The organism is Streptomyces calidiresistens (assembly GCF_014141525.1).
In the GTDB taxonomy this organism is placed as follows: Bacteria; Actinomycetota; Actinomycetes; order Streptomycetales; family Streptomycetaceae; genus Streptomyces; species Streptomyces calidiresistens.
The window spans coordinates 1-842 of the sequence record NZ_VKHS01001351.1; the positions used below are offsets into that span (position 1 = coordinate 1).

Here is an 842-nt window from a genome sequence, read left to right on the forward strand (position 1 = left end):
CCGCACCACCCGCACCCGCCCCGGCTCCCCGCCGCGCGGACGGCGTCGGCGCGCGCCGACGCCGTCCGCTCCCTCACACCGAATCGAGCAGCTCCGTGACCTTCGCCCTGGACGACCACTGGGTCTGGGACTTCTGGATCGCCGACTCCGGCGACCTGTTCCACCTCTTCTACCTGCACGCGCCGCGTTCGCTCGGCGACCCGGACCTGCGGCACCGCAACGCCGTGATCGGGCACGCCGTCTCCACGGACCTGCGGACCTGGTCGGACCGGGGGCCGGTGCTCGGGCCCGGCGGCCCCGGGGCCTTCGACGAGACGGCCACCTGGACCGGCAGTGTCGTGCGGGGCCCGGACGGGGTGTGGCGGATGTTCTACACCGGTTCCCGGTTCCCCGACGCCGGGTCCGCCTCGAACATCGAGACGATCGGGGTGGCCCGGTCCACCGACCTCGTCACCTGGGAGCGGTCGCCGGCCGCGCTGACGACCGCCGACCCGCTGCGCTACGAGACCCTCGCCGAGGGGACCTGGCACGAGGAGGCCTGGCGCGACCCGTGGGTGTTCCCGGACCCGTCGGGGGACGGGTGGCACATGCTGATCACCGCCCGGACCGGACGCGACACCCCGGGCGCGGACGGTCGGGTGCCCGCCGACCCGCGGGATCGGGGCGTCGTCGGCCACGCCACCTCCCCGGACCTGGAGGTCTGGACGGTGCGGGAGCCGCTGAGCGCGCCGGGCGCGGGGTTCGCGCACCTGGAGGTGCCGCAGTCGGTCACCGTGGACGGCCGGCACCTGCTGCTGTTCTCCTGCGACACCGCCCACCTGGCGGGGGAACGGCGCGGGGAG

Annotated in this window: 1 protein-coding gene; it reads left to right on the forward strand. The window is 75.7% G+C overall.

Annotated elements, in window-relative coordinates; genetic code table 11:
• Nucleotides 1-95: 95 nt before the first annotated feature.
• Nucleotides 96-842 (forward strand): glycoside hydrolase family protein (locus tag FOE67_RS27260; protein WP_182667483.1); only part of this gene is annotated, 747 nt, incomplete at its 3' end.